31 protein-coding genes and 2 pseudogenes are annotated in these 25,075 nt (G+C 39.4%); 3 read left to right on the plus strand and 30 right to left on the minus strand.

Annotation, left to right across the window (positions count from 1 at the left end; translation table 11 throughout):
• The first annotated feature begins 333 nt into the window (after positions 1-333).
• The gene (locus CLV38_RS10750; protein ID WP_106195378.1) at positions 334-1,083 is read left to right on the plus strand and encodes a DUF4336 domain-containing protein; all 750 of its coding nucleotides are present in this window, start codon (positions 334-336) and stop codon (positions 1,081-1,083) included.
• A 147-nt stretch (positions 1,084-1,230) separates the two neighbouring features.
• Here the strand turns inward: CLV38_RS10750 and CLV38_RS10755 are convergent, their stop codons facing one another.
• Complete coding sequence (locus CLV38_RS10755) at positions 1,231-1,782, minus strand: alpha/beta fold hydrolase (protein WP_106195381.1); 552 nt, start codon at positions 1,780-1,782, stop codon at positions 1,231-1,233.
• A gap of 38 nt (positions 1,783-1,820) precedes the next feature.
• On the minus strand, positions 1,821-2,324 hold the full coding sequence (locus tag CLV38_RS10760; protein ID WP_106195384.1) for a hypothetical protein: 504 nt from the start codon (positions 2,322-2,324) through the stop codon (positions 1,821-1,823).
• A gap of 217 nt (positions 2,325-2,541) precedes the next feature.
• On the opposite strand from CLV38_RS10760, the gene CLV38_RS10765 reads away from it, so the two are divergent.
• Both CLV38_RS10765 and CLV38_RS10770 read left to right on the plus strand, forming a co-directional pair.
• Entirely contained in the window at positions 2,542-2,943 is a 402-nt protein-coding gene (locus tag CLV38_RS10765) for a putative periplasmic lipoprotein (RefSeq protein WP_106195386.1), read from the plus strand.
• A 94-nt stretch (positions 2,944-3,037) separates the two neighbouring features.
• Positions 3,038-3,559, plus strand: coding sequence for a GNAT family N-acetyltransferase (locus tag CLV38_RS10770; protein ID WP_106195389.1), 522 nt, complete (start codon positions 3,038-3,040; stop codon positions 3,557-3,559).
• Positions 3,560-3,625: 66 nt separating this feature from the next.
• Here the strand turns inward: CLV38_RS10770 and CLV38_RS10775 are convergent, their stop codons facing one another.
• The 28 genes and pseudogenes from CLV38_RS10775 to CLV38_RS14090 form a co-directional block, all read right to left on the minus strand.
• The gene (locus tag CLV38_RS10775; protein WP_106195392.1) at positions 3,626-4,072 is read right to left on the minus strand and encodes a DUF4385 domain-containing protein; all 447 of its coding nucleotides are present in this window, start codon (positions 4,070-4,072) and stop codon (positions 3,626-3,628) included.
• A gap of 572 nt (positions 4,073-4,644) precedes the next feature.
• Entirely contained in the window at positions 4,645-5,367 is a 723-nt protein-coding gene (locus CLV38_RS10780) for an FAD-dependent oxidoreductase (RefSeq protein WP_106195395.1), read from the minus strand.
• On the minus strand, positions 5,360-5,803 hold the full coding sequence (locus tag CLV38_RS10785) for an SRPBCC family protein (RefSeq protein WP_106195398.1): 444 nt from the start codon (positions 5,801-5,803) through the stop codon (positions 5,360-5,362). Before CLV38_RS10785 ends, CLV38_RS10780 begins: the two co-directional genes overlap by 8 nt.
• Positions 5,800-6,129 carry an ArsR/SmtB family transcription factor gene (locus tag CLV38_RS10790; protein WP_106195401.1) on the minus strand — a complete coding sequence of 110 codons (330 nt, stop codon included), beginning with the start codon at positions 6,127-6,129 and terminating at the stop codon, positions 5,800-5,802. Before CLV38_RS10790 ends, CLV38_RS10785 begins: the two co-directional genes overlap by 4 nt.
• A 329-nt stretch (positions 6,130-6,458) precedes the next feature.
• Positions 6,459-6,728 (minus strand): barstar family protein, encoded by a 270-nt coding sequence (locus CLV38_RS10795; RefSeq protein ID WP_106195403.1) that lies wholly within the window; start codon positions 6,726-6,728, stop codon positions 6,459-6,461.
• A 3-nt stretch (positions 6,729-6,731) separates the two neighbouring features.
• Positions 6,732-7,238, minus strand: a complete 507-nt coding sequence (locus tag CLV38_RS10800) for a ribonuclease domain-containing protein (RefSeq protein WP_106195405.1) — start codon at positions 7,236-7,238, stop codon at positions 6,732-6,734.
• A 191-nt stretch (positions 7,239-7,429) separates the two neighbouring features.
• Entirely contained in the window at positions 7,430-7,558 is a 129-nt protein-coding gene (locus CLV38_RS14065) for a hypothetical protein (RefSeq protein WP_281260053.1), read from the minus strand.
• 164 nt (positions 7,559-7,722) lie between these two features.
• Positions 7,723-8,124, minus strand: coding sequence for a hypothetical protein (locus tag CLV38_RS10805; RefSeq protein ID WP_106195407.1), 402 nt, complete (start codon positions 8,122-8,124; stop codon positions 7,723-7,725).
• A gap of 289 nt (positions 8,125-8,413) precedes the next feature.
• Positions 8,414-10,186: an ABC transporter ATP-binding protein gene (locus CLV38_RS10810; RefSeq protein WP_106195409.1), complete on the minus strand. Its 1,773-nt coding sequence runs from the start codon at positions 10,184-10,186 to the stop codon at positions 8,414-8,416.
• On the minus strand, positions 10,179-11,993 hold the full coding sequence (locus CLV38_RS10815) for an ABC transporter ATP-binding protein (RefSeq protein ID WP_106195411.1): 1,815 nt from the start codon (positions 11,991-11,993) through the stop codon (positions 10,179-10,181). The genes CLV38_RS10810 and CLV38_RS10815 overlap by 8 nt, the downstream gene beginning before the upstream one ends.
• Before the next feature lie 134 nt (positions 11,994-12,127).
• Positions 12,128-12,640 (minus strand): YcxB family protein, encoded by a 513-nt coding sequence (locus CLV38_RS10820; protein WP_106195413.1) that lies wholly within the window; start codon positions 12,638-12,640, stop codon positions 12,128-12,130.
• 977 nt (positions 12,641-13,617) lie between these two features.
• The gene (locus tag CLV38_RS13885; protein WP_211295470.1) at positions 13,618-13,902 is read right to left on the minus strand and encodes a glycoside hydrolase family 88 protein; all 285 of its coding nucleotides are present in this window, start codon (positions 13,900-13,902) and stop codon (positions 13,618-13,620) included.
• Positions 13,851-14,021, minus strand: coding sequence for a hypothetical protein (locus tag CLV38_RS13890; RefSeq protein WP_211295467.1), 171 nt, complete (start codon positions 14,019-14,021; stop codon positions 13,851-13,853). The genes CLV38_RS13885 and CLV38_RS13890 overlap by 52 nt, the downstream gene beginning before the upstream one ends.
• Complete coding sequence (locus CLV38_RS14070; protein WP_281260054.1) at positions 14,014-14,214, minus strand: glycoside hydrolase family 88 protein; 201 nt, start codon at positions 14,212-14,214, stop codon at positions 14,014-14,016. The genes CLV38_RS13890 and CLV38_RS14070 overlap by 8 nt, the downstream gene beginning before the upstream one ends.
• A gap of 41 nt (positions 14,215-14,255) precedes the next feature.
• Positions 14,256-14,495, minus strand: a complete 240-nt coding sequence (locus CLV38_RS14075) for a glycoside hydrolase family 88 protein (protein WP_211295469.1) — start codon at positions 14,493-14,495, stop codon at positions 14,256-14,258.
• A 126-nt stretch (positions 14,496-14,621) separates the two neighbouring features.
• Complete coding sequence (locus CLV38_RS10830) at positions 14,622-15,014, minus strand: helix-turn-helix domain-containing protein (protein ID WP_170068887.1); 393 nt, start codon at positions 15,012-15,014, stop codon at positions 14,622-14,624.
• The gene (locus CLV38_RS10835) at positions 15,001-15,300 is read right to left on the minus strand and encodes a hypothetical protein (RefSeq protein ID WP_106195417.1); all 300 of its coding nucleotides are present in this window, start codon (positions 15,298-15,300) and stop codon (positions 15,001-15,003) included. Before CLV38_RS10835 ends, CLV38_RS10830 begins: the two co-directional genes overlap by 14 nt.
• 183 nt (positions 15,301-15,483) lie before the next feature.
• The gene (locus tag CLV38_RS10840) at positions 15,484-15,951 is read right to left on the minus strand and encodes an OsmC family protein (protein WP_106195419.1); all 468 of its coding nucleotides are present in this window, start codon (positions 15,949-15,951) and stop codon (positions 15,484-15,486) included.
• Between the two features lie 460 nt (positions 15,952-16,411).
• Positions 16,412-16,534 (minus strand): hypothetical protein, encoded by a 123-nt coding sequence (locus CLV38_RS14080; RefSeq protein ID WP_281260055.1) that lies wholly within the window; start codon positions 16,532-16,534, stop codon positions 16,412-16,414.
• 4 nt (positions 16,535-16,538) lie between these two features.
• The gene (locus CLV38_RS13650) at positions 16,539-16,766 is read right to left on the minus strand and encodes a ferritin-like domain-containing protein (protein ID WP_146129011.1); all 228 of its coding nucleotides are present in this window, start codon (positions 16,764-16,766) and stop codon (positions 16,539-16,541) included.
• A gap of 287 nt (positions 16,767-17,053) precedes the next feature.
• A pseudogene (locus tag CLV38_RS10850) lies at positions 17,054-17,515 on the minus strand (transposase); the annotation flags it as partial.
• A gap of 296 nt (positions 17,516-17,811) precedes the next feature.
• Positions 17,812-18,645, minus strand: a complete 834-nt coding sequence (locus CLV38_RS10855; protein WP_106195421.1) for an SDR family oxidoreductase — start codon at positions 18,643-18,645, stop codon at positions 17,812-17,814.
• Between the two features lie 3 nt (positions 18,646-18,648).
• Positions 18,649-19,533: a helix-turn-helix transcriptional regulator gene (locus CLV38_RS10860; protein WP_106195424.1), complete on the minus strand. Its 885-nt coding sequence runs from the start codon at positions 19,531-19,533 to the stop codon at positions 18,649-18,651.
• 169 nt (positions 19,534-19,702) lie between these two features.
• A pseudogene (locus CLV38_RS10865) lies at positions 19,703-20,472 on the minus strand (class I SAM-dependent methyltransferase).
• Between the two features lie 47 nt (positions 20,473-20,519).
• Entirely contained in the window at positions 20,520-22,151 is a 1,632-nt protein-coding gene (gene abc-f, locus CLV38_RS10870; RefSeq protein ID WP_106195427.1) for a ribosomal protection-like ABC-F family protein, read from the minus strand.
• Between the two features lie 477 nt (positions 22,152-22,628).
• The gene (locus tag CLV38_RS10875; protein WP_245920585.1) at positions 22,629-23,852 is read right to left on the minus strand and encodes a putative glycoside hydrolase; all 1,224 of its coding nucleotides are present in this window, start codon (positions 23,850-23,852) and stop codon (positions 22,629-22,631) included.
• A 449-nt stretch (positions 23,853-24,301) separates the two neighbouring features.
• Positions 24,302-24,427, minus strand: coding sequence for a hypothetical protein (locus CLV38_RS14085; protein WP_281260056.1), 126 nt, complete (start codon positions 24,425-24,427; stop codon positions 24,302-24,304).
• 51 nt (positions 24,428-24,478) lie between these two features.
• On the minus strand, positions 24,479-24,607 hold the full coding sequence (locus CLV38_RS14090; protein ID WP_281260057.1) for a hypothetical protein: 129 nt from the start codon (positions 24,605-24,607) through the stop codon (positions 24,479-24,481).
• Positions 24,608-25,075: the final 468 nt, after the last annotated feature.

Below are 25,075 nucleotides of genomic sequence, written 5' to 3' on the forward strand. Positions count from 1 at the left end.
TTAGTTAAACTGCTGGCTTTCGTTTCTGTTCTAAATTGTTCATCTTTCTATCTTAGTTTCTTTAATCAGGTACATTTTTAACTGACTCCCTTACTATCATATCAAAATATTAACATTAAGAAAAGGTAAACATTCGGGGTGTAATTTATAACACTGTCCTAAGAGCTTTCAAAGAATCGGATACAGACTGTGAACTGTGCTTTTTCATTGATTGCTCTTAACGGTCAATAATCCGTTCATTTAGACGATGGTTCACTCAAAACTGTTTGAAACTTTGTCAATAAGCTTTATACTTCAGCTATACACTCATCCAAAAAATGAGGAGGAGATTTCATGACGATCCCACTATACGAACCACTGAACACGTTGAAGCCTGTTGATGACCGGATCTGGATTGTAGATGGTGACATCATTAAAATAAACGTGCTTGCATTAGGTATCCCCTTTTCAACACGCATGACGATTATCCAGCTAAATGATGGGACGTTATGGTGCCACTCACCCATTAAGCCAACAGATAAGCTGCTGCAAGACATCAACAAACTGGGGAAAGTGACGCATTTGATTTCGCCGAATAAAATTCATTACGCTTATATAGAAGAATGGAAGACCTATTATCCCGATGCAGTAACCTGGTCCAGCCCTGGTGTCGAAAAACGGGCACAGTCGCAAAAGATACAGGCGACTTTTGAGCGGTCTTTAGACGATGCTCCCCCTTCTGACTGGTCAGATGAGATCGATCAGCTTATATTTAAAGGCAGTCGCGCACTCGAGGAAGTGGTGTTCTTTCATAAAAGCAGCCAGACACTTATTTTGACTGACTTGATTGAAAACTTTGAACCGAAACGGACCTCCAGCTTTTTTTGGAGAACGGTCTATAAGCTGGCGGGTATAGCCGATCCTGACGGCCGGACACCTATTGATATGCGCCTCACCTTTTCAGGTCAAAAAGATCAGGCTCGAACGTGTTACAAGCAACTGCTCAAGTGGCAACCGGATAAAATTATCCTGGCACACGGCCGCTGGTATGATAAAAATGGAACGACTGAACTTAAACGAGCCTTCAGATGGCTGGAAAAATGACCGACTTGGTGAGAACTAAAAACACTTCCGCTGCTGACACCAAGTGTCCAGCAGTGGAAGTGTTTTCTCTATCCGATTGATTTAATCACTATTGTGAGTGTATGGCGCATACTCTCAGTCTCATATAATGAAACCAGAACCAGATGCTTACAGGTTATTTATGTCTTTTACCAATTCTGGCAAGCCTTCATAAAATAAATGGCGATCACCTTCTAGCTGCCTTAAAGTTGCTTGCGGGAGCTTTTCTGCATAAGCCTTGTGATGTGAAAAGGGGACAATTTCTTCCTGAATGCTGTGATAAAAATACAGTTGGGGAATATCAGCGAGATTCCGTTCAAAATCATTCTTGAGAATAAAGTCTTTTAGCTGCCACTCCTCATCTAACCCCCAATAAGGTGAGGAGATGAGGAACATCCCTTTAATGCTTACCTTTCGTTCTTCTTCCGAAAAGAACTTGAGCACCGCAGACCCTCCCAGTGAGTGACCGACTAAAATCACCTCACCGTCACGTTCGTTTAATGCTTCGCCAAGCGTTTTTTTCCAATCGGCATACTTCGGATTTTCCGGGTCAGGCATTTCAGGTGCTATTATACGATAATCTGCTTTTAGTCTCTCTTTTAGATAAGCAATCAATTGTGTGCTTCCCTGCTGTTTATCCTGAGGTCCAGCACTATGAATAAATAAAACCGTAGTCGTCATGTCAAATCTCTCCATTTAAAAATCTTAGACAACTGTAATTACTCAATTGTCAGCGAAAAAGCATAACTGGCTGTGCCTTGTTCCCAGAAAGCCAGCACCTCGTATATAACGTCACCTGTACCAGACAAGACTAAGTCATTGGATTCACTTATAACCGTGTTGTCTTCATCCCAAATACGGACACTATAAGTTCTAGGCTCTTCTTCGAAGACAAATTCGATCGTTGCGTCTTCTGTGACTTGAGTCGGTTCACTCATTCTCACCAGTTCTGGTGGTCCATCTGCGCTTGCTTCAATACTATTCAGTGTGCCGTCCTGATTCTCAACACTCCAGCTGTAACTGCCTAGAACTGGAATGATCGTATCGTCTCCAGCCTGAATGGTTAACTCCGGCGGTAAAGGAATCGGATCATCCGTATGAGTCCCCTCTTCCACAGCGCTATCCTGTTCAAATGCTTCCTCATCACTCGCTGTATCAGCACAAGCTGACAGGAATACACTAAGTAAAATAGCTGCTGGTAAATTTAGCTGTCTAAAATTCATCGATTTACTCCTGGTCTGAAGTGAGCTGGCTGGATTAAATTCTTTACGTGTCTATTTAATTTGATTCTACCATGAAATGGACCCTTTCGTTGGTCTAATTAATTAGTCCTGTTGAATGAATACTATCTGATAAAGATATGCTATACTAACTTTATTAAAAATGTCTGGCTGGCTTCAAAGATGTTTATATTCATATTATGCAAAGGACGTGACTAATTTGAAAAAACTAATTGGCCCCTTCATAGCCGTACTGGTCTTAATGGCCTGCAGCTCGCCAGAAGCCGGTATATCTGAACTGGACAATGCACCTGAAGATATTACTGACTTTATTGCGGAGATACCGGCTTACGTTCCAGATTCTACTGCCTCAGATATGAGACTGCTGTCATTTAATGATGGAGATAATGGGTCTTATGTCGTCTTCTTTTCAAGCGGGCAAGTAGAAGCGGACACACATACTGAAGGAGACACCTTAGTCATCAACATGACTGAAACAGATCTGGCAGACGAACAGCCTACTCAGTATACCTATTACCTGACAATCAGTGAGGAGCATGAAGCAGTAGAGGTCCGTGTCAACGGAGAGAATACCCCATTTGATTTAGTGGCTGGGTTATAGCTTAATGCAGTGAATTACTGAACAATTATTACGGTATTTTTTAGAGGCTCATAATTGGCTATGTTTACCAAGTCAGATCTACGGAGGTTCCAAAATGATTATAAGAAGAGCACAATTAGAGGATGCACCAGGGATTGCTGATGTACACGTGGACAGCTGGCGAACCACTTATAAAAATATTATACCCGATTATTACTTGCAGAATCTTTCCTATACCCAGCGAACAGCGTTGTGGGAGAAAAATCTTTCAAAACAACATCAATATACTCTAGTTGCGGAAAACAGCAATGGTCAGATAATAGGCTTTGCAGATGCCTGGAAAAGAGAGACAAATAATGTCACTCATTCATGTGATTTAACATCAATATACATATTAGAAGAATATCAAGGGCAAGGAATAGGTAAACTGCTTCTGAAAGATCTGTTTGAGTACTTCAAGAAAATGGCATACCACAGGATATTCGTTGAAGTACTTACCGACAATAAAACGCGTTACTTCTATCAATATTACGGCGCAAAATTAATTGACACTAAGGATATCCAAATAGGTGGTGTCCTATTAAAAGAAGAAATCTACGAATGGGATACCCTTGAAGATGTGCTTGGAAAAGTGTAACGGTCATTAAAAACAGATAAAGCGTTCAATCGAGTTAACAGGATTGAATGCTTTATCTCTTTTTTGCTAGCCATACTTCTTCTGATGCTCTTTCTTTAGCTTGAGATACTCTTCATCTTCTCTGACAATAATCCATTTCTTTTCAAAAATAGCCGCTGACTCAGCTTTTTCCTCATTGATATCCCGATCATTCACTTCACCATTTTTGTCGTATTTTCTTCCGCCTTTGTAATTGGCGTAACGTCTGGACCGGGTGTAACCCATCTGCAGAAACTTCCTCGCCATATCCATTCCGACAAAGTCCCCATCCTCTTTATAGTCAAGATACATCTGATGAATCTTTTCAGACGACTCTTTTGCAATCTCAGGCGTTTTAAACCGCCAGTGTGGGAGGATTTCTCCCTTATAGGGTTCTACCAGCAATACCCCTTTTTCTCCTCTGCCTACTTTGTAAAGTTCAGGCTGTTCACGGAAGTCAATAGTGTCGAAATCCAGATCGTAATCGAATGCCATGCTCATCACCTTTACCTAGTTTATTTTATACTAGTATACACTAAATAGTTTCTCTGGCGGAAGCTTCAAATCCTACAGTATAAATGTTAGCTGATACTAGAAAAGTATCGAGCAGAAAGAGCGCTCTAGATGTAAATTTTATAACGAAGAGTCACATTTTATCATGAAATCAACACTATCTTAAGAAGTTCGTATGATTATTCTCTAAACTTCTGAACTTCCCAGCCTTTTCTTAAGAAATAGTGACATGTTCAGACCAAACTTCTTAAGTAAAACTGTGATCTTCAGAAGTTTCCGCTCAGCATACTTAAACTCCTTACATAAACAATTATGTACCCAAAGGATGTCGGATAGTTTTCAATCTTTACCTAACAAAACCAAGTATTTATCAAGAAAACTCCGGTCCATAATAGCTGCCTTCAAACAGAAACCATCATTCTTCTGTTCCAGCGACTGTCTTCGCTTTGATAACGTAAGACAGCTGGATAAAAAATAGATTAGATGCAAGGTCGTGCCTCGGTTTGTGCTACTGTCTATTGTTTTGAAAAGAAATCCCTCTGTATCAGAACTGCTTATAGGTGATTCCCAGTATATCCGTAAAAATCATCTTTCTTGATTTGTCGTTTTGACACTTTATTTTCCTTCAAATAATTCGTGACAGATTGGACAAAAGAGGTAGGGCCTGCTGTAAAGTATCGACCACCATTTCCATGTATGTCTATAAAGGATTGGATTTCTTTAAACACCTCTTCTCGTGAGTGAAAAGATGAAACAGAAATATTTTCTATTGAAGCTGCCTGATCCAGGTCCTTTTTAAACAGAAAATCCTCATTATTGCTCAAATATAGCAGCGTAACATTTTGATTCTTCAGGTTCTTGTCGTGTTCAAGCTGTTTTAAGATAGATCGGAATGGTGTAACCCCTATTCCACCAGCGATCAGTAAAGTTGGTGACGAATCTTTCAGATAAAACGATCCGACAGCTCCGCTTAATTGAATCTGCATGCCTTGTTCAAGTCCCAGTAAAGCTTGTTTGAACTCGCTTTTATTTTTCCCGATTTTTGTAGTGATCTGAATCTGGTCTTCGGAAGAAGTCGAAGCGATACTAAAGGGTCGAGTGCGGTTTTTGATTTTTTTGTGTGTGATATCAAACAGTCCATGCTGACCGGATTTCCAGTCAAGCCCGGTCGGTTTTTCAAATAGAAACGTATACACATCATTTTGTTCTTTATAATATTTAATAAAGTTAAGGGGCTGTTTTTTAAAAATATTAAACAGATCATTCCATTTACTCATATTTTTCTCCATTCTGTTCATTCTTTGTCACCAGAAGGGTTTCCAGCTTCCTGCAAAATTCAGTCCAGCTATAGACCGCTCCTTGGATAGCCCCTTTAGTCACCTTAGTTTCTTCGCTGAATCCACTTTGATCTAATGTCAAAGTGGTGCTGCCATCTGCTTGTTCTTCTAATCTCCAGACGATGATCGTTTCTTCTTCAGCACTGTGCCATGTATAGGAAAGTTTATATGGTTCTTCGATTTCAAGAACTTTACAATTTACGATCCCATCCCACCAGTCATTCGGTTCAGCACGAAATTGAAACGTATGGCCAATAACAGGTTCGAAATCATTACTCCATATCCATTTACTTAATGTTTTTGAATCGGTTAATGCAGTCCAGACTTTTTCAATAGAAAAAGGAAAATGGTGATGCACAGAAAGATCTGGTTTCATTTAGTTTCATCCTCCAAAAGTTGATGTAGTGTATTCATACGTTCGTTCCAGAACCCTTCATAAAAGGTTACCCACTCTTTTACTTCTTTAAGTGGAAAAGGATTTAGCTTATAGCGTGTCTCCCTACCAATTTTACGTCTCTTTACCAGATCCGCTTCCCATAAAATAGTCAGGTGCTTTGAAATAGCCGTCCTGCCTATTTCAAAGTGGACAGTTAACTGATATAGCGGTGTCTCGTCTGTTTCTGATAACAAATGGAGCAGTTCCCTTCTTGTAGGGTCTGCTATGGCTTCAAAGACATCTCTTTTTTCTACCTTCGTAATCATTAGTATCTCCTCTCCTTTTCAGGACACTAAACTGTTCCCTATTTGCATCATAATAATACGACACCTTAAATAGTCTTATCAACTGTTATTCTAACACCTGTACTGATTTGACTGGTTATTATCAGTCGTTCAATCGTTGTAATGTATTTGATTCATTCTATTTTAAGTCGAACAGCATAACGCTTGGAAGTCACTTAATGACTACCAAAGGAAAAATAATTAAGGAATTGAACTGGCTAATGTCCACCGATTCACTCTTACTTGAAAATCGTATTATCAGCGTATAAAAAAACTCCCTTTGGAAGAGAGTTTTTTTATACTGGCAACTTTTATATAATTTTAAACACTATATGCTCGTTAGCTGCCACCGCATCTTTAAATGTAGAGATGAGCGCCTCTGCATATGGTCCTAAGTTCGCTTTTAAACCTGATTTATGAAGCAGCATGATTTCCAGATCCCGACTTTGTGAAGTTAGTGCATCATACAAGGCATCGAGGTTGCGTCCGTGATACCCCTCGATTTTCAATTGTTCCTGCAGAATGTCATGTGTTTTCTCTTTACTGGTCATCAGTTTTCCATTCAATTTGACTAATCGCATAGATTATTCCTCTCCGTAGAGCAGCGTGAAACTATCATAATGGTCATCGGTGTAATAGATTAGCCCATCCGACGAATACACCAGACGTTCAGCCCCGCGGTACCCACCGTCATAATTGACATCTGCCTCAAAATATCGACGGCCGTCTTCTTCAGGAAGAAGACCTTCCCGGTTACCAAAATAATCCCCGCCGATGATCATCTGATCAGTCACGTCCCATAAGTTGCCTTCACTAGCATCCCAGCCCAGTTCACGCGCCTCCGCCTTTGTCAGATAGTTATGAGGCAGCTCATCAAACGCGTACAAGTACAGCGCCACATCTTCCGGTGATGAATAATAATCATCCTCGTCCAAATCGTCCAGTAGATCAGCATCGTATGAACTGTCAGCATCTTCCTGACTCGTCTGAGTCGATTCCGTCATGTCCTCCAGTACTGTTTCCAGCTCAGCACACCCTGAAAGGACTAGGGTAAGAGCCAGGATTCCAAGTGTAAAAAGTCGTTTAGTCATACAATTTCCTTCTTTCAAAATTAATAGAATAGTCTTGAGAATCTAATTGAAAAAAACTACCTATGGTCATTTTAGTTTTTCTCTATACTATTGCACGAAAACCTTTCAGGTTCAACTTATTTGAAGGCATAAAAAGAACCCCTTAAAAAAGGAGTTTTTATACTATACTATTGTCATAAGCTCTTAGTTAATTATTTATTAAAAATCACTGGAGCTTTTCTCATAAATTTCTGATCATTTTTCGGTGTGCTAGTCTGTATAGACTTTCCGCCACCTTGTTTATTCTTAATTAGTTCTTTCATTTTTTCTTTTGGACTCATTGCTTGCACCACCTTGTTTGTAACACTGCACACTCTATATGCGACTATTGATTAATTAAAGGCATCAGAAAAATGCCAACACTCTATTATATGTCAAAAGGCTAGTGAAAACCACCTTTATTCAGCAGGACACATGAAAGGACCCTGACGTTTTTGATAATTGATTATCTGAATGAATCAAACTCGCGCTCAATAGCAGCCGTCACTTCTTCAGAGTATTGTATTCCCTGCGGAAATTCACTTCGTGATTCGGATATTGAAATTGAACCGTCGTTATTCTCATAGAAAATAATGATGCCTTCCGAAGAATTATCCGACGTTTCCCAATATACCGTTCCCGAAATGCTAGTCATCACAATATTTTCGATAACAAATCCGACTTCTTCAACCGGTTCTTCTTCTCTCGGCAATTCCGCCAGTCTAGCGGCTTCTCTTTGAGCATGTGTGTCCGTTGCTGCATCAATTCGAGTAATTAAAAATAACGCTATACCGCCTATAACTAACAATCCCATTACTATCATCGAAATCGTTCCGACTACGTATATCAGTTTGTCGTGACGTTTCATTCATTTTTCCCCCTTGTTACTTTACCCATTGCACTGCTTTCCGTTAATAATTTATATATGTTGTAAAATAACCCTATACCTAACTATTAATGATTACAAGGGTTAAATCAGATTCAGTTTAATTCGCGACAGTTTTCTTTATATCGTTCGTTAGATACTTTAGATTAAGTTACACTTAATATTCTTGATACTATGAATATGTAAATGAGTATTATTCCTCCTCGAGTATAAAAAAGACACCCTCCAAAGAAGAAAGTGTCTTAAATCATTTCAATTGATTGGTCAAAAATCAGTTCATATACCAGCTGGACTGAGATTCATACATCTCTGAATACTGACCTTTGTTTGCCAGCAGTTCTTGATGAGTCCCCGTCTCGACCACTTTCCCTTTATCCAGTACGACGATCTTATCCGCAATTTTAGCCGATCCGAGGCGGTGAGTCACAATCACAGACGTCTTGTCTTTAGATATCTCTGCAAATTTCTCATACAGCCGACTTTCTTCCAACGGATCGATTGCCGCAGTCGGTTCGTCCAGCACGATGAGGTCATGAAGGCGATACAGACCTCTAGCGATTGAAACCCGTTGCCATTGACCACCGGATAAATCGATTCCACCAAATTCCCGTGAAAGCATGGTTTCCGTTCCTTCAGGATAACTACGAGATTCCCAGTCTACACCTGCTTGTTCCATCAGGGGAACCAAGTCTGCTTCTCCACCAGAATCGCTGATACGGATGTTTTCTTCAAGGGTTAACTGATACCGCTGATAATACTGGAAAACAGCTGATACCCCCTTATACAGCTTCTCAGGTGAAACAGTACTGATTGCGTGTCCATCAACTTTGATTTCTCCACTAGTTGGTTCATATAGTCCCAGCAGCAGCTTAGTAAAGGTCGATTTCCCTGCCCCGTTCTCACCGACAATAGCAACGGTTTCTCCATTTTTTATAGACAGTGACACATCATCGATACTCGGGTGCTGTGCGTTGGGATAGGAGAAAGAAACCCTTTCAAACTCAACAGTTCCTCTCCAGTTCACTTCTCTGTCTTCCCCCGTTTTTTCCGGCAGATCAAACAGCTTGATGAGGTAACTGATTTTCCCTAGATCTTCTGCCACCACTGTAAAATGGTCGCTGATCAATTCTTCGATCATGTCGCTTAACTCATTGACACTCGCCAGTACAGCTGCAAATGCGCCCACTGTGATCCACCCATTCTGCAGGGAATGGAAAAGGAGATACAAAATGATCACGTCATTAATACCGTTCAGTATTTCTGTGATCAAATCAAACGTCGCAGCTCTTGCATCTGCTTTCCAGGTCTCGCGGTTAAGCAGATGAACACTGGTCATGTATTTCCCTTTGAAAAATCCAAAAATACCTAACTGACGAGTTTCCTTAAAGTATTGCCTCCCTATCATGGCATCCTCATAAAACAGTCTTTTCCGTCTCAACGGGGCTGACTGTTCTTCCAGATCCATGTACAATTTTGACCTGACCACCAGCGCCACCATTTTAGTTGCAAAGGTTAGGAGAATGACTAAGGTGAGCAGAGGAATCAGATTATACAGGTAGATGGCAATAATGATAATGTATGGCAGGTAAAGTGTTGTCGCGCTAATGATTGTATTGCCAACCCCGAAGGCCTGACTTGTACCTTCGGACGCTTTGTTGATGTCATCCAGCATCTGTGGGTCTTCAAACAAAACAGGTTCCAGCTTAGCTGTTTTTTCTGCCACTTTTCTGGACATAAAGCCATGCATTCGTGCCTCTATCGTATTCATGTAATAAGTGTACAGAGCAATAACGGCTTCCTGACTTGTCAGAAATACAATAAGGAGGATGACCGGCAAAATCGCAGCTTCCATTGTCCGGCCACCCGCTGCGAGTTCCGTCACACTGTCAAAGGCAAATTGCATCACCCAGACACTCAACCCAGTCAGCACACCCAAAGTTACTCCAATCAAAAGATAGAAACTGGTTGCTGTTGGCCAGCATATAAATGTATACTTTAAGACCTCACGTGCGACCTTAAATAGTGGCACTTTCTTTTTAGGCATCTGCCTTCACCTCTGATTCATCCTTTTTGTACCATTCCAGCTGACTCTGATACATAAGTGCATATTTCCCCTTTTGTGCCATCAGACTGGTATGCCTGCCTTGCTCAATAATTGTTCCTTTATCAAATACAAGAATCTCATCTGCCAGCTTAATAGATCCTAATCGGTGACTAATAAATAGAGAGGTCGTGTGCTCCATTATCTGTTCAAACTGCTCATACAGTCTGCTTTCACTCATTGGGTCTAAGGCAGCTGTTGGCTCGTCTAGAATCTTGATTGGCGCAGGATTCATGATCGTCCGTGCCAATGCAATCCTCTGCCACTGCCCTCCAGATAGATCGACACCATCTTCTGTAATCTTCCCGAGTGATGTCTCGACTCCTTTTGGCAGTTTATTGATTAAGTCAGTTAATTTGAAGTCGCTGATTGCCTTAAAAAGTCTATCATCAGTGGTACTCTCTAAATCACCGATCTCTATATTTTCTCTGATCGACAGCTGATATTTAGCAAAGTCCTGATAGGCAATACTGAACACTGACTTTAAGTCTGAACTGGAATACTCTTTCAATTCTTTTCCGTTCAGTAAAATGTCCCCTTTATAATTCAGGTATTGGCCTGTCAACAATTTAATAACCGTTGTTTTTCCAGCCCCATTTTCGCCAACAAGCGCATAGTGTTTTCCAGGCTTTATCTCAAAGCTGACATTATCCAGTATCTTTTTCTCTGTTCCCGGATAAGTGAACGACACTTGTTTAAATACCAGTTTTTCAAAAATAAAATCTGTCGAATGAGGTGACAGCAAAGCATCCTCTACTTCTTCAAGTTGGGCGAATTGGCTGAGCTCTTTTAGGAACTCAACGTCTTTCGTAAACTTGCTCAACACATTCGGCAACCAGCCTCCAAGGGTATTGGACAAAGAAATACTGGCGGTCGTCAATGAGATAAACAGGCCAACTGAAATGAGTTGAGTCGCTACAGGCTGTAGTAATACCAGCATGACGCTTCCCGCCGTTACTACCGTCAGCATGCCACTGATAGCCAACTGGGTATCGGTCTTTTTCCTGGCTGCTTGTTTGTGTACTCTGACGTATTCAAAACGGTTCCACAATTCTCTAGTTACTTTATCTCCATATCCAAATAACGTACGCTCTAAGACTGCATCGCGCCCACTAGACACTTCAGCCAAGTAGACTGCCTTACGCTCAACTTTGGACACATCACGTTCTGCTTCATATACTGTTTTCCCGGCTTTTGCACCAAAATAAAAAGCGGGTGCGGAAAAGAGCACAATGATAGGAGCGACCAACCAGACATTGACTAATAGAATAATCAGAATCCCCGCCACCTGAATGGTAATGTCAATGAGACTCAGTACGTTCTGATATTGGTCAATGATCTGAGTGTCCGCCGAATCGGTTATGCGTTTGATCAAATCGTATGTATCCGGATCCTCAATATAGCGATAAGCCAGCTTGCCTCGTTTTTCGACAAGCTCTACCCGGTAACTCAGCCGGGTCTGAATGAGAAATTTACTTTTAATATACTTATTCGACACGTTAACGACCTGTCTTAAAAAGCTAAGCAGTCCCAGGACCACAATAGGTAAGACCATTTGCTCAGGACTGACCGCCTCATTGACCACTGCCAAAGACGTATTGATGAAATGAGCGGTTACAACAATCAGAGCGGGTCCTGATAGCGCCACCATTAATCGGGATACTAAAATCACCACCGCTAATGTTGGGGCTACCTTGAAAGACAGTTTAATTAAATCAAAAATGGTATATACTCGTTTCTCCAGTATCATTATATACTCTCACAATCTATGTATTTTGAAGCGCTTTTATTTGTCAGTCCACTTAACTATACCGTATACAGACATAAAAGTATCTAGCAGGGAAGCCTATCATTTTTGGAACTAGAATCTCCTGTACTCATGTATCACCCAAATTTTATAACTGCCCGTATATCCCTTATATCCTGATCACTTAAATAGCGTTTTGGAATAATGATTGCTGATACGGCACTTACGTAAAGAATAAGCATATCATCGGATTCTTTAATGGATTTGACTGCCCTTTTTGATAAGGTTGAAGTCGCGCTTTCTTCTGTAAAAATCAAGTTGTCCCCGACAATCTCCAGTGATTTCTTCCCGAATAACGATGAGTTGTCTCCTTCATTCAATAGTTTTACAGTCTGTTTCCTAACTGTCTTTTTATGCTGCTTCGGATACGAGTTAATCCAATAAATATAAAACAGGACAGCCGTAATCATCCAGAGTATTCTCGGCTGATTAAAAACCAGCGTCCCCGTGAAATAGATGACCGGCATAGAAAGGACTGGCAAGACAAACCTTATCGTATTATACCAATTCTTTTGCGATGGGGAATGTTGTATGTGATACAAGTTAAAATTGACATAATCTTCTTCTTTAACCTCGTATGCTATTGTCATGACTACCTCACCCTATTATTTTTCATTAAGTATACTAAATCACAAGACGATATACTATATAACAATTAAGTAAAACTCAATTTTATAAATAGTCTTACAACTGCCCTCCATTGTCTGGCAATCCTTTTCTTATATAGTATGGTTGGGTTAGAGATGAGGGAACTGGAGAACTACATATTATGAAGGTTTAAGGATACATGGTAGATAAAGAGACACGCTGTACACATTATCACGGAGAAAAAGATATTATCGCAATCAATTTAACCTTTTCTTTACTGAAGAAGAGAGAGTATAAGGCTGGATACTTTTAAGACGTGCTATCTCTATTTTCTCTTTTGTTTCAGGATCTTTAAAAGGTATCAACTTTAAAGCAATCTCAGCAAATTTACTGGATATGCTCCTAACTTCTTTCTTTGCTTTCCACACGAATCCTACTCATGAGATTAGTAAAGCGATGAAAATAAATTTGTTTTTTCACAAATATTCTTCCTTTCGTAACAGTATACTTCTATTGGATAGGTTCCTGCGAGTCCCCTCTTTGCAGATTCCCTACAAACCTGTCGATAGAATCACTAAAGACTTCTACTTCTATCAAAGAATCTGAAGAGTTCTCGACAAACGTTATATTTACAACTTCTCTTTCATTAATGACATAATATAGATCACACTTAACCGAAGTATTCCTTTATTCCATGATCCAATACTAATTTTTTTTAAACAAATCACGAAATTGTAATGACCTTACGATCAATATAACTTTGAACGCTTGCCTCTACTACTTGTACTGCTGAATACCTTGGATTGTATTCGATTAACTTTTTAGCGTTTTCGATGCAGTAGTAACCACTGCGGGCAATATGGTAATACGATACATTCGTCTGTCTTTCATCTTCTACGTAGTCACACCACGAGTTTATTTATTTTCTGTCTTGACTACCTGATAAAAAAGTTAAGGGCCACATCGACTTCCGGCAGTCTTACTTCACATAATCATATAGGGCCATCATTGCAAATAAGAACGCTCCGACACCATGCAGATCATCTGTCGAAGTAGGACGGTCAACATAATAGTCGTAGGTTCCTGTGGATGTTCCAATACAGATTCCTTTTACACGGAGAGCTTCTCCATCTTCTTCGGTCATATGCTCCATCAGACCATTAAAACCTCTGACCAGTACATCTTTATATTCTTTACTTATATAGCCGTGCTCTAAAGCTTTAGCGATAGTATAAAGATATAATGATGAACTGGATGATTCCAGCCAATTGCTTCCAGAATATCGAGCAGCGCAGTGCCAGCCGGCCGATCTTCCCCAAAACTCTGGTGAGCATTCAGTTTCTTTATCTGCCCACGGCTGAACCTTTTTTTCATCTCAGGCATGATAAAGCAGTCCTGTTTCAGGATCGGTCATATGCTTATGCATTAGATGCTCTTGATATAACACAAATTGAATCAGATCCTTTTCATGGAACTGATTCGCATATTTGATTAAATAAGGTCCTGCCATGTACAGTCCATCCAACCACATACCGTTTTCAGAAGTGCGGTTGATAGTATCAATGATTTCTCTCAATTTACGGGCAACAATCATATATTTTGGATGATTAGTGACTTCTATAATTTAAATAACAGGATACCTACCTGAATCGTATCCAACTGGTCACGTTCATACAGCAGATTGCCCTGATCATTGATCAAGGCATCGTAATACCCTTTTATATAACCTAAATAGTCATCGTTTCCAGTTTTTTCCCATACTTTCATCATACCTAACAAGAATATACTTTGTGATAATGAAAGACCATTTCCGGTGGAAATTTTTCTGGTGTAAATTTCTTCATCAATGTCTGACACGATCTTTCTGCTATTTTCAGTAAGTCCTCTGTTCTAAACGTTTTTTTTATTCACTCTTCTGCTCGTTTACAACAAAGCAGACAGCTAGAACACCTGTCCCAGTCTCTGTTTCCTACGCATTATTTTCTAAGCAGTTTTTTTTCTATAGCCAGTAGGGGTCATCCCTGTATGTTTCTTAAATAAACTGCTGAAATAGTAGGAATTACTGTAGCCTGTCTCACTGACGATTTCATACGTCTTTAATTGGGTAGTGCTCAAAAACATTTTTGCTTTCTCCATTCTCAAACTCAACAAGTATTCTGTAAAAGTTTCACCCATTTCTTCTTTGAATAAATTACTTAAATAAGGAGCTGTCACATGAATTTCGTCTGCCAATTTACTTAAAATCAAGTCCGGCTGACTATAACAGCGGTTTATATAGGCAGTCGTTCTTTTAATAAGGGAATCGGACAGTGATTCTTTTTCATTGCGTTCAGTATAAGCTCTCCATTTTTCAAGCGGCTCCTTATTGATCTTCATGGATATTAACAGACATGATTTTTTTGTTTCTTTCGTAGACATTAATTTTATCTGTTTCATTTTGTGTCAGTTGATTAAGCGATCTGCTCGTGTATGTAACCAGATTGAGTGCCATTCTTTTTATTTCATTTAAATTGAACATGTTAGTCTCTGCCAAATCCATAAAAGATTCGATACGCTTTATTTCTTCTTTTTGATATACAATAGGATCACTGATTGATTCTACGATGTACTGGTCTCTTTCCATCAGCCAGTCGTTCTTCGCTTCCAATACAGCAGATTTCATTTATAATCGCAACAAGTCAAATCGTATCGTTCCTAAATCATTCTTATATAACTGTCGTCGGATTTCTAATAACAGTACGTTTACTCTTTAATTATAGACTAAAAAAGACAAGACCGAGCATGCTCTCAGTCCTGTCTTTTTCAACTTTATTATACAGGTAAGGACCCCTCTATATTACATAGGCTACTGGGGTGTACTCTCTTTTTTTCCCCAGTGTGTTTCGATTTCTACCCCTGCATCTTTAGCCAAATTATACAGTGGACACCGTTTTTCTACTGTTTCTTTTAACTGTTGAAAAGATGCTTCTGTTTCCTCAGTTTCCACCTCAATATCCAAGCTAATGGTTTTAAAATAAGTCTGCACTCCTTCAACTCCTTTGAAACCCCGGGGATCCAATGTGCCTTCTGCAGCATATGTAACGTTTCGGTATTGAAAACCCATCTCTTTCGCTGCATAAGCAATCATTATAGATGTGCAGGCCGAAAGGGAAGCTAAAAAGTATTCCAGCGGGTTCGCTCCCTCGTTTGTTCCACCTAGTCTTTCCGGTTCATCGATTATGATCGACGGGACGTCTCTCACCTGCACTGTATTTTTGAATCCTTTTTTCGATCCCCCTTTAATGCTAAGGGTTGCTGTTGGGTATTCTGTCATTTTTCTCTCTCCTTATAATCAAACTAGTTTATTCAACTGTCCTTTACTATATCCAGTGTGCCGATTTGAAACAAGTTTTTCTCCTGTCTATATAAAAATGGAACAAAAGACTCTCCTTACATCTTTCCGTAGCTTCCTGACTACTTACACCTTTGTCACCGGTCTATCAACTGTTTCTTACACTGTTACCTAGAATAATAATCTACTCTGTCTCACTCTTCATTCAAATCATACAAGTTTTCAAAAACAAAATTGTTTTCTTTCGGTATTGCTAAATATTTTTTGCAAAAATAAAAAAGCTGAGCATTGCGTCCAGCTTTAAAATAGTCAGATAGTCTTATTTAGTTTCCTCATGCGGTTCATTCCCAAGGAACACCTGCAGCATCCACACAGTCAGATTTACTTTTTCTTTCAAGACAATCAATATGTCGTTGGATACAAAATCTTCTTTGTCTTCAGTTTACTTAATCCCTTCTGATAGGAAGTTGCCGTATGCTTTATAATTATTGACGACCGCACGGAACATTTCTTCTTCAGTAAGATTTTTATCTCTTGCATTTTCTTTCAGTACAGAATGTTCCAAAACCTCACCCAGTGTAGAGTAAGGTTCTCCGCCAACAGCCAGCAATCAGCAGTCGTTCAGCCACTTCGTCCATTGCCTCTGTGATTTCATCGTAAAATTCTTCGGACTTCTCATACAAAGCAAAGAAATGAGGGCCTTTTATATACCAACGGAACTGATGAAGCCGGGTATAAAACACCCCTTGGCCTGCGACCAAATCATTAAAATAGCCTTTAACGTCTGAATATGCCATTATTTAATCTCCTCGTTATTATTTTTAAAAATTATTCCCTACTGATGGCAAAACACAAGGAGAACGTTTATTATATTAATTATTACTTTCCTGAATAATTCATAGCTCTACATTTGAACCTTTTATTCAAAAGATTAATCGTTTTTTGAGATATTTTAATCACTTTCCATTAAATGATCCGTTTTAAGACTGCTTTCTCTCTTAGTGACTGTCCAAAGACTTCTTTTGTATAATTTTGGGCATTCTTCTAATAAATTCTTTAGTAGAAAAATTATCAACTGACTAGCTTATATCCATTGACTGGACCGCCTCAGGGGGTCGAAGACAGCATAGAATTCATTTTGATAAACATCGTAACTAGACAGTTTAAGATAGATTCGTCTGTCTGTTTGAACGAGTTTGCCAGCGACTTTAAGAAGTTTTAGTCGAATGGACTGAATAGTCATTCCCTGGTTCACTTCTTCAAAACCAATGGTCTTTAAAAAGTTGATGAGATTGTAAGCAAGTAAGCTCATCACCATTCTGACATGATTTTCCAAGAAGCGTGGACTATCTGTTTTATCAAAATAAAATCCCGTTTTCGCTTCTTTGATGAAGTTTTCCATTGTTCCGCGTTTGGCATAAAGAGAAAATAGTACTTCAGGCGACACATTATCTGAAAGATTAGTCACAATGAGTGCGTGTTGAAAGTGGAGTTCTCCTGCTTCACGGACAGATCTAATACAGACACGACGGGTTTTCGACCATCTGTATGGAAAATTGTGATGTTTGAATTGAATTTAACTTGATTTTTGTGTAAGTTAATCATGAAGATAACTCCTTTCTTTTGGTTGGTTTAGTCACCTTAACCATAGCAGAACGGGGTTCTTTTCTCATCACTTAACAGGTGAAACCGAATGAGCAAAATAAGCTTGCCTTTAGGCAATTTTTACAAGGTTCCTAGAGAAGCGTGAATTATTCAGGAATCTATATACTATATAAAATTTGATTTAAACGCTGGATTTTATATTTTTTTCATCTCCTATAAACTAACAACTAGTTAAAACTAGTCATTGAATAACCCTTTATGCTCTTCTACCCATTGATAAAATGTTTTTGGAGATTTCCCAGTCAGTTTTTCTACTAGACCATTGGGTACTATTCCCATTTCTGGTGTATTCTCCGTCATTTCTACATAAAACGCTATCTCCTTTTCGGATGCTCCAGCGCGTTTGAGCTCTTCTTTCATTTCCTGCAGTGTTTGTTCCTGATATACAATCGGAACGCTCAACGCATTACTTAAAGTATCCAGTTGTTCAGCAACCGTGATCGCTTCTTTACCATTTATAGAATAGGTTTTAGCGTGATGCTGATTTTCTAAAAGAACTGTTACAACAACACGTGCAATATCTTCTTCGTGAATGAGAGCAGATCCTTTATTCAGATTTGGTTCTTTGATAACTGACTTATCTTGAATAGCCTCTTTCCACCCATTCATTTCCAGAGCATTTGCCATAAAGCCAGCAGCTTGAACGAAGGTCCATTCCAGAGAACTATTTTTAATTGCATCCCGTAATTCGTCATCACCGTAAACAGCATTTAAGACTACTTTTTTAACGCCTGCTTCTTCTGCCAAGGATATTATATCAGGGGACGTGACCAGTTCATCATCTCCCATTTTATCGGTAGATCCAATCAGGTACAGTCCATCTATTCCTTGTAATGCTTCTTTAAACGTTTCAGGATTTTTCAAATCTCCTTTGACCCACTCTATGGCAGCTGATGCTTCTCTTTTCTCTGGGTTCCTTGTTAACGCGCGAACCTTTTCTCCGCGCTTAACTAACTGATCGACTATGTGTTTTCCGACTGTCCCAGTCGCTCCTGTAACGAAGTATGTCATCCTCTATTCCTCCTTGTATTTCCTTTGGATGTCTCTTAATACGTTGACCAAGTCTTTTCTTAACCAGTCTGGTTCAATAACTTTTACCTTGTTGGTATAGCTCAATATAACAGATAGAGCATACTGTTTGTCGTAAAATTCAGTTTCCACACTCAGCCCCTTTTCTGTTTTTACCCACTTGCCGGAAAACTGTTCGTCGACCTTTGACTGGACAGAATAATCAAATAATAAGGTCGTCTGAAAACCATCTGATCTTACTTCTTCTAGTAATTCAGGTTTCTTTTCAATGTATTGCCCTGATTTTTGCACCGAGTCAATACGTGAGAGTTTAAAGTAACGCTTAGCTTGCCTTAATAAGCAATACGCTTCCAGGTACCAGCTGCTGTCTTCCCATATCAACTGATAAGGTAGGATATCTCGTTTAGTTCGGGTGCCATGGGCATCTATGTACTGTATGGTCAACACTTCTGCTTCCACCACAGCCTTGTGAAGGTTCAAGAGGTTCTCTGCTTCTTTATCCGTCGCAACAGATTTAAACAAGACCTGGGATGTTTCCTCAAGTTGATTGTTTAAAGCAGATAATTTTTGTGTAACGCCACTAAACGGACTATTCTCAGATACGGCTCCCAACGCTTTAAAAAAATGGTACATCAATCCTAGCTCCTGCAGGGAAAAATAATTTTTGCTCAAGAAATAACCCGGCATAGTTTCAAATCCACCAGCAGTTCCTGTCGTTGCTTTAATAGGAATACCTGCCATGCTAATGGATTCCATGTCTCTGTAAATCGTTCTAACTGATACCTCATATTTTTCCGCTAACTCTGAAGCTGTCATCTTTTTCTTGGACAAGAGTTCCATTGTGATTCCGAGTAGACGATCTAGTCTCATATTGAACTCCCCTTCCCATTCATCTTTGCCTGCTGTGCTTAAAGTGTACTACACCATTACTGACATCTGACTGTCAGGGTTTGAAAAATCATGATTAGAGATTATGAGAAATTAAAAAGTACAACTCTATTTTACCAGAGTTGTACTTTTAATTGTGGTGCATCTCTATTCAGAGCTTTATCGATAAGTTTGCCAGATAGGTATTGCCGTACTGACTTAATCTATTATGACTATCCGTTGATTCATAGAAATCGATCATCGCAAAACCGGCTTTCAATTGCCCACCAATTTGCGCATCCAGAGAATGACTGAATTCATATCCCTGCTCCGGATTGATGATTACTTTTCCTTCTTTTTCCAGTTCTCTTGAGTTAAAAGGGATACTGAATTTTGGTGTTAACAGCGCTTCAGGATGATCCCAGACCTCGTCTGCATCAAACATATAAGCCCAAGGATTCATGTATCCAACCATCAGGATGCCACCTTGTTTCAACACGCGGTAACACTCATTCCACATCGTATATAAATCCTCGATAAAAACGTTCGACACTGGAAAAATATAATATCAAACTCATTGTCTTCAAAAGGAAAGGGGTGAGTCATATCTGCCTGAACCGTTTGGATAGATAACTCTTCTCTTTTTGCTACCTCTCTATCACTTTTGAGCTGTTTCTCTGAATAGTCCATTATCGTCACGTCATAGCCATGGGCAGCGAAAATCGGTCCTTGTTGCCCACCCCCAGACGCTAGTCCTAACAGTTTCTTCCCTTTGGCTTTTTCAAACCACTTTTTAGGAACAGTTTTGCCTATTGTCAAAGAAACAGTTAAGTCAGATTTTTTTGCTTTCAAAAATTGATCATGAGTCAACGGTACAGTATAGGCTTTCTTATTGTCTACCCACCTATCCCACATCTCATTGTTAAACTGATTTGTATGCATTCTTATGTCCTCTCTTATTTGCCTTTTGAGTATAGGGGTCTTACCCGTCAATCGAATTGCTCGTGCCTCTTATTTCTAGACCATGAATAATTCCCCGGGTAATGCGTCACCTTACTCTCTTCAATCCAATAAATGGTTTCGCATAACTGATCCAGGAAATACCGGTCATGTGAAACAGCCATAATCGTGCCGTCAAATGTACTTAGCGTTTCTTCCAGCACCTCTCTTGATTCAATATCTAAGTGATTGGTCGGTTCGTCCATAATCAGCATGTTTATGTTCTGATACATCAATTGAGCCAGTCTGAGCCTCATCAATTCTCCGCCACTCAATCCTTTTACTTTCTGAAAAACATCCAGACCATAAAAGAGAAAACGAGCCAAAATCGAACGAGCTTCTTCCTCAACTACGGAGACCTCTTCTCTAAACACATCAATCAGACGTTCTTCTTTTTTATCTTCAAAAATGTGTTGAGAGAGATAGCCAATTTTTACACTACTTCCAATTTTGACTTGACCCGTGTCGGGGGCTATCTGTCCAAGTAGTATTTTCAGCAGTGTTGATTTCCCAGACCCATTCTCCCCGATCACTCCCACTCGTTCTTTAAAGCGGAGGTGGATAGCTGCAGACTCAAAGAGCACTTGGTCATCATATGACTTGGATAGATCTTTGGCCAAGATGACATCTGTCCCACTTCGTTCAGTCGATTGGATGTCCAGCCCCATTTTTTTAGTGACATGTGGCTTTTTGACTTTTTCCATCCTCTCAATCATGCGTTCCATGTGTCGTGCTTTCTTATACAGGCCAGGATTCGGCGGCTTTGCTTGATTGGCCCATTCTCTAAGTGTCTTTGCACGCTCTCTCATTTTCTTTATTTTACGCTGCTGCTCTGCATACGCTTGAAATTCACGCAGCATGATCTGCTCTTTTTCTTTTAGAAATTCAGAGTAGTTCGTTTTAAATGCATTGCATTCACCATCTTCGATTTCAACAATCCTTGACACGACATTATCCAGAAAATAACGATCATGCGAAATGACGACCACTGTTCCTTTATAACGCTTTAGGAAGTCTTCCAGCCATTCGATAGCTAAAAAATCCAGATGATTCGTTGGTTCATCCAATAGCAATAGATCCGGTTCTTTCAGTAAGTTCAAAGCCAAGCCAACTTTAGTCTGTTCTCCCCCACTCAGAAGGGAACAGTCTCTATCCAGTAGAGGGGTGATCGTCAGACCGTTCGCTACCTGCTGGATTTTAGACTCGATTTCGTATCCTCCTTCTTGAAGGAAGTCTTCCTGAAGTTTTCCGTAATCTTCGAGCAAAGTGTCTAACTTTTCTTCAGAGCCCTTTTGACTCATTTTTTCTTCAATCGCACGTATACGCTTCTCTTTGGTCAACAGATCTGAGAAAGCCGTTCTCAATATATCTTTGACGGACAGTTCAGCTGGATTGTCGAACACCTGTTGAAGGTAACCTATTGTAACCTCTTTTTTCCAGTAAATCATTCCTTCCGTAGGCTCTTCGACTTGGGCAATCAGTTTCATCAATGTGGTCTTTCCACTCCCGTTTCTTCCGACTAAGCCAATTCGTTCTTCTTTTTTTATTTCAAATTGTATGTGTTTAAAAATATCAGTGCCTCCATAGTTCTGCGAGACATCGTTTAAGCTGCAAAGTATCATTTTGTCTTTCCTCCTGATACTCCACTAGAAATCTTTAACTGAGTGACTTAATGTATACAAAAAAAGCCACAGGAAATAATCTTCTCCCATGACTTAATGAACAATACACTTAAGTCAGGAGACCATGACAATGATCTCCTGTATAGTTCCTGGTGGAGCGAGATGTTTTCACTACGTTTCTGCTATTTAGTTGCTAAAAAAGGACACACTAATCCCGTTTGCACAACAAATGCAGAAATTTCAGCACGGCATAAATACAAATAGGCATTCATTTTCCCGTACTTTTTCGCAGTTGAATTAAACATCTAACCTCCACCTCCCGTCTGTTTTAATAGGTTTATTGTAGCTTAATACTTTAAAAATATCAAATGAGTAGATAAATATAAAATCAATTTATCACTACTCCTTAAACCGTGAACAGCCTTTAAAACTCAAATGAAAATCATTTTTTGCTGCACCTTACGTTTGTAAAGACGATTAGTCGTTAAAATCAAATGTTGCGCCTTCTGAATAGTTACTTGCTGCATTCCAAAGCAGGAATTCTTCAACGCCTTGTTCGTGAAGAGCACGAATCTGTTCTGAGACTTCATGATCACCGTATTGCATATAATTCCCAGCTCCCAGATATGAAGCAGTAAAATCTTGTATCCATGGTCTTGACCTAGGTCTGTCTTCACCTAATTCTGCCAAGACTTCATTTTCAACATCCATATAATTATACACAAGGTTATAGGGTTCCAGATCAGGCCGCGCAATACCTAAGTTCCCCGGACCCCAGTGACTTGGATAAATCATAGACGAAATCACGTCTACATTTTCAGATATCCGTGTAAAACTTTGGCCGATATTCGGTTCTTCCTGAACTAATGCTGCATACCCAAAGATATCAACGGAAAGATCAACCCCATAAGGCTCCAATTCTTTACGAGCGTAGGCAATAAAATCCGTTACCGCATCTACACGCTGCTGAACATTATCTGAACTACTTTCACCATAATCGCCACGGGAATAGGTTAACTGCTCATCCATACTGCCAAACCCTTCTGGGAACCTGACATAGTCAAACTGAATATCCTGGAAGCCCAATGCCGCTGCTTGTTTAGCAACCTCGACATTATATTCCCACACTTCACGCTCGTATGGATTTAAAAAACTGGCACCAACGTTATTTGACCATACTTCGCCATTTTCATCTGTAAAGGAAAGATCAGGGCGTTCATTCGCCAGACGTGAATCTTTAAATACAACGATTCGGGCAATAGGGTATATATCATTTTCTTCCAAATGATGCATTAACGCTTCCGCATCAACGTAATTTCGAGTGAACTGCTGAACGTATTCGTGATCAGAATCTAAATCCATCACCATCGTTCCATCATCATCTTTAACATCAATCACCATTGAATTCAGTTCCGTCGTATTGAGTAAGTCTGTCAACTGATTCATACTTTCACCGGTTGCTGAGCCTCCCGTAAGAAAAATTCCTTTTACTCCTCCTTCTGGATAGTCAATGTCCACGACACTGTCATATGTAAACTGTTGGGGAAATACATCGGGTACAGATAAAATAGGTTCATCTGATACCATTAAGTAGGTTGTTTCTCTGAGGCTTTCTTCTCTATTTTCATCTGTTTCTTCTTCAGCTGAAACAGTTGCTGATAGAAGTGCTATAGCGGATATACTGAGTACCCCTGCAGCCAAATTTTTTTTATTTGCATTCTCGTCAACATCCTCCCTTTTCTGTCCGTTCTATTGTTCAATCGAACGGATAAACCCGTTATAGAAACTGCTATGGTTTCATCCTGTCAAAAATAGTTATTTAATTTTAAACACATTTTGTTACAACTCTTTTATACCCTCTATTTCCCAGTTGCTTCAGTCTTAATTATTTAGTCTTGCTATACCTACTACTATATTCTATTTGACTAGTCCTTTACAAATTATAAATGTACTATTCTCACACTTTTTCACCGTTAATCCCCTTTTTTGTACAAAAAAAGAACTGCACTACGCAATTCCCTGATTATAACTAACACTATTTTTATATTTTTTTATAAGAGATTACTATTATTCGTATTCAAGGCAGGAGCAGTAGACTGAACAAATCTTACTATTCACCAGCCCTACTGTCACTTCAGTTTATTGCTAGTTTACTTTAAAAAAACTGGAGCTTTTCTCATGTACTTCTGATCATTTTTTGGCGTGTTGTTCTGTATAGACTTTCCGCCACCTTGCTTGTTTTTGATCAGTTCTAACATTTTCTCTTTTGGACTCATTTTTTTGCACCACCTTTTAGGTATTCTATATATTTAATAGGTTAGGTAAACTTATTTGTTATAAATTTTTGGCCCTCTCCGCATGTTTCTCAGATCATTCTTTGGTGTATTAGTCTCTGTAGACTTTCCACCACCTTGTTTATTTTTGATCAGTTCTAACATTTTTTCTTTTGGAGTCATTGTTCGCACCACCCTTGATTGGAACCCTGCACACTAGATGTGTTTAAATTGATTGATATAAAGCACCAGAAAAATGCCAATACTCTATTATATGTCAAACCAGTAGTAAAAACCACCTTTTATCAACAAGACGCAATTCCCGAAAAAATTGCGTCTTGTTTCTATACTAAATGCCAATTAACACACTGGGTAACGCTGGATGTTTATGCCGAGGCCCCTAACCACTCCTCTTTTCTTAACGAGTATCTGTTAACAGACATCTGGGTAAAAAAAGACACCTTCCATAGAGGAAAGTGTCTTAGACGTTTCTGTTTTATATATGGTACTCGATTTCTCTGGAAATTTCTTATTTTTTGTTATCTGCTCATTTTTTTTGTCAGACATAAATAAATTTTATACTTAATCATCTGGGATCCTATTTTTAAAAACAAACTTACTGAATACTGCACTTATTACATGAGTAAAATT

This window comes from Alkalibacterium olivapovliticus (assembly GCF_003003275.1).
Classification (GTDB): Bacteria; Bacillota; Bacilli; order Lactobacillales; family Carnobacteriaceae_A; genus Alkalibacterium; species Alkalibacterium olivapovliticum.